We start from the raw sequence: 4077 nt of genomic DNA on the forward strand, positions 1-4077 counted from the left end.
TGGTGTTGAAATTCTAAAACTCAATGAAACACAGAGCAACGGAGCAACAGAGAAATAGTAAACGGAATGTTTAACAGAGAATAATCAAACAACAATGTAACTGATTTAAAGACAATCATTTTAACCGCTTTTCACTCTGTTGCTTCGTGTTTCAAATCTATTTGGAGGATTGAATGATGCCACTTGAACTGCTTACCCCTGGCGAACGGGGCGAAATAACAGAAATACATCACTGCGGTGGTTGTGGCGGCGGATGCCATAGTCACGGACATCAGCATGGACAGGGCCACCATCATCGCAAAAGTACTGCAACAAGGGCTGAAGAGATGGGACTACGGGTGGGCAAGCAGGTGGAAGTCCTGAATAACGAAGGCAATCTGCTGCTCTTGCTGGTGGACGAAGCCCGGATAGCCATAGATCGCCGCATGGCTCGCAGTATTAAAGTGAAAGGAATCAGCGCATGAACCTGAGTAATCTGAAACCTGGTCAACAGGGCACAATACTAAAGCTGGACAGCAACATCGGCCCGATCCGTCGCCGCTTAATGGATATGGGAGTAATCCCCGGCGTGACCATCAAGGTCAAGAAGATCGCACCAATGGGTGACCCGATAGAAGTAACGGTTAAGAGCTACAACCTCTCCCTGCGTAAGAACGAAGCAAAGGGGATTGAGGTCGAGGTGCTGCCATGAGTCAACAGAAACCACTGATTGTTGCCGTTGCTGGAAACCCCAATTGTGGAAAATCCACCCTGATTAACGCCATTGCCGGCAGCCGTCTGCATGTGGGTAACTGGCCCGGCGTGACCGTAGAGAAAAAAGAGGCGTTGTTTGATGTTGATGGCCGCAACATCCGTCTGGTTGACCTGCCCGGCTGTTACTCGCTCTCTCCCTACAGTCAGGAAGAGATCATTACCCGTGATTATCTGGTTACCCAGAAACCTGACCTGATCATTAACGTGGTGGATGCAACCAACCTTGAACGCAACCTGTATCTGACCATGCAGTTGCTTGAGCTTGGCATTCCAATGATAATGGCACTCAACATCTATGACGAGGCAAAGGCCAAGGGTTACAAGATCAACATCAGTCAGATGGAAGAGACCCTGGGTATTTCGGTTATCCCCACCTCTGCCACTAAAATGACCGGCCTTGACCAGCTGTTAAAGGCAGTGGTGGCTGATAAGCGAAATACCCCAAGAACACTCAATTACGGTGAGGATATCGAGACCGTCCTGGCAGGGTTGCGGGATCACCTGCAGCACGAACATGCCAGCCTGCTGGAGCAGTACCCCCAACGCTGGCTGCTGCTGAAGCTGCTGGAAGGTGACAGCCTGGTGTTAAAAACTGCCAACATTCCGGTAGGTTCATTGCCTGCACAACTGTTTGAACACCTGCTGCGAGCCCATGGTGATGATATTGAGGGGCTGCTGGCCGATACCCGTTATGCCCTGTCATCAGGGCTTTGCCGGGAGGTGCTGGCCAAACCGGAAAAGCGCAACATTGAGCTGACCGAAAAAATCGACCGGATCGTGCTGAACCGTTTCCTGGGCATCCCGATCTTTGCGGCAGCCATGTGGCTGCTGTTCAAACTGACTTTTGATCTCTCATCCCCCTTTGGTGACTGGATTGACGAGATGACCAACGGCCCGTTCAAGCGCTGGGTTGCAGCCATCCTGGGTAGCATCAATGCGCCGGACTGGACCGTGTCATTGGTGAACGACGGTGTGATTGCCGGGGTCGGCTCAGTGCTGGTCTTTGTGCCCGTGATCTTTACCATCATGTTTTTCATCACCTTTCTGGAAGGCAGCGGCTACATGGCACGGGCCGCCTTTGTGATGGACCGGGCCATGCATGCTATTGGCCTGCACGGTAAATCCTTTATCCCGATGCTGCTTGGTTTTGGCTGCAACGTGCCTGGCATTTATGCCACCCGCACCCTGGAAAACCAGAAGGACAAGATCCTGACCGCCCTGTTGATACCGCTGATGTCCTGCGGCGCCCGGCTACCGGTCTATGTGCTGTTTGCGGGTGTGTTCTTCCCCAACAACTCCGGCACCGTGATCTGGATTCTGTATATCATGGGCATGCTGTTGGCCGTGCTGATGGGCTTTATCTTCAAAAAGACCCTGTTCAGGGGCGAAGCACCGATGTTCATTATGGAGCTGCCTCCCTACCGGATGCCTTCGTTCACCAGCCTCTGCCTGCACACTTGGGAAAAAGGCAAGCACTTCCTGATCAAGGCCGGTACCTACATCTTTGCCGTATCAGTGCTGGTCTGGTTCATGTTGAACCTGCCCTGGGGTGTGGAACACAAGCGTGATTCCTACCTGGGCAAGGCCGGTGCTGCCATAGCGCCAGTGTTCCAACCGGTCGGTTTTGGTACCTGGGAAGCGGCTTCATCACTGATTACCGGCGTCATTGCCAAAGAGATCGTGGTCGGCACCATGGGGGAGATCTATGCCCCAAAAAAAGAAGAAGAAAAGAAAGAGCAGCCTACCCTGGGAGAAGACCTGAAAGATATCGTGGTCTCCTTTGGCGGAGCAGTGAAAAAAGCGGTTAGCACCCTGCTCTATCTGCCGCAGAAAGAAGAGCCGGAAGAAGAGCAATCTGCCTTAAAAACAGCATTTCAAGGCCAGTTTACGCCACTCACCTCGTTTAGCTTCATGGCCTTTGTCCTGCTCTATATGCCCTGCGTGGTAGTGGGCGCCGCCATGCGGCAGGAGTTTGGTACCTGGAAATGGGCTGGGGTGGCCTTTGTCTATTCAACCGTACTGGCCTGGCTGGTTGCGCTGATCATCTATCAGGGCGGCAGATTCCTGGGCTTGGGAGGCTAAGATGGGATTGTTGGATAGCACCCTGATGATTGCGATTGCGGGAGGAGCCATCTGGCTCCTCTACCACTCACTCTGGAAGAAAAAGGGCTGCTGCGGCACTGATGGTTGCGGAGGAAGCTGCAACCATTAAAAAAGGCTATCTGCACTCCAGCCCGGTTTTAAGGTTAGCCAGATTCTTTCTCATCAGGCTTATATAACCGGCTCCTGACTGCAGGTCATCCTTGCTTACATTGTGCAGGTTATGCAGTGACAACACCTTTGCACCGGTTTCCCGCGCAATGGCCTCAGTAAGACGGGGCGATACCATCTCTTCACTGAACACATACTTCAATCCAGAGCTCTTCACCTGTTTGATCAACTCTATCATCCTGGCAGGGTTTGGCTCTGCATTGGCATTGACTGATATTGCTGACTCATACTGCAGGTCATACCGGTTGGAAAGATACCCAAAGGCGTAATGTCCGCCATGCAGAAAGGTCTTTTTGCCGCATTGCGACAGGCCGCTACGAAAATCCGTATCCAGCTGGGTAAGCTGTTGTTTCAATGCAGTGGTGTTAGCGGCATAGGTTGCACTGTTAGCTGGATCTTTGGCTGACATGGTGGCTGCAATCGTATCAACCATCAACTGAGCATTGCCAAGATCAAGCCAGATATGGGGATCCATGGCCGGATGATGGTGGTGATGATGAGCGTCAGCTCCTTTTTTATGTTGATCAGCTTGATGATGTTTGGATCGCGCCGGTTGCAGGGTGATCCCCTTACTTGCATCTACAACAGTAACGACGGTGCTATTCAGACCGGATATGAACTTTTCCGCCCATGGTTCCATAAACTTGTTGGTATAGATGAACAGGCCTGCCTTTGCTATCTTCACTACATCATCAGGCCGAGGCTCAAAAGAATGAGCCTCCACTCCCGGTGGCAGTAGCAATGTGACCTCTGCTTTATCACCGGCAATGGTACGTGCAAAATCATACAGCGGAAAAAGAGTGGTTATTATCACCAGTTTTTTGTCAGTGGTTACGGTGGAAACCGGCTTTTTGTCCTGGCAACCTGCCATCGCCAGACTGACAATGATCAAGATAAATCCAAATAGTTTTTTCATAGCAAGAACTCCTTTAATCACCATTTAAAGCTGAGGCTGCCGTACACAAACCGGCCAGGTTCGTTCACTATTGCCGGATTAGCTCCGGTGCCGCCCACCACATCCCACTCATAAGAGTTGGCAGAGGTGTAGATTTT

General features: G+C 51.4%; 5 protein-coding genes. 4 read left to right on the forward strand and 1 reads right to left on the reverse strand.

Going from position 1 to position 4077, the window contains the following annotated elements:
• Positions 1-173: 173 nt before the first annotated feature.
• The 4 genes from OEL57_RS14855 to OEL57_RS14870 are packed head-to-tail and all read left to right on the forward strand — an operon-like array spanning position 174 to position 2965.
• Positions 174-464, forward strand: coding sequence for a FeoA domain-containing protein (locus OEL57_RS14855; RefSeq protein ID WP_300741521.1), 291 nt, complete (start codon positions 174-176; stop codon positions 462-464).
• A complete protein-coding gene (locus tag OEL57_RS14860; protein ID WP_300741522.1) occupies positions 461-691 on the forward strand; it encodes a FeoA family protein in 231 nt (76 codons plus the stop codon). Before OEL57_RS14855 ends, OEL57_RS14860 begins: the two co-directional genes overlap by 4 nt.
• On the forward strand, positions 688-2835 hold the full coding sequence (gene feoB / locus OEL57_RS14865) for a ferrous iron transport protein B (protein ID WP_300741523.1): 2148 nt from the start codon (positions 688-690) through the stop codon (positions 2833-2835). Before OEL57_RS14860 ends, feoB begins: the two co-directional genes overlap by 4 nt.
• A gap of 1 nt (position 2836) precedes the next feature.
• Positions 2837-2965, forward strand: coding sequence for a FeoB-associated Cys-rich membrane protein (locus tag OEL57_RS14870; protein ID WP_300741524.1), 129 nt, complete (start codon positions 2837-2839; stop codon positions 2963-2965).
• A 6-nt stretch (positions 2966-2971) separates the two neighbouring features.
• Here the strand turns inward: OEL57_RS14870 and OEL57_RS14875 are convergent, their stop codons facing one another.
• Positions 2972-3940, reverse strand: a complete 969-nt coding sequence (locus tag OEL57_RS14875) for a metal ABC transporter solute-binding protein, Zn/Mn family (protein ID WP_300741526.1) — start codon at positions 3938-3940, stop codon at positions 2972-2974.
• Positions 3941-4077: the final 137 nt, after the last annotated feature.

Origin of the sequence: Trichlorobacter sp. (genome assembly GCF_030247655.1) — a bacterium.
Classification (GTDB): Bacteria; Desulfobacterota; Desulfuromonadia; order Geobacterales; family Pseudopelobacteraceae; genus Trichlorobacter.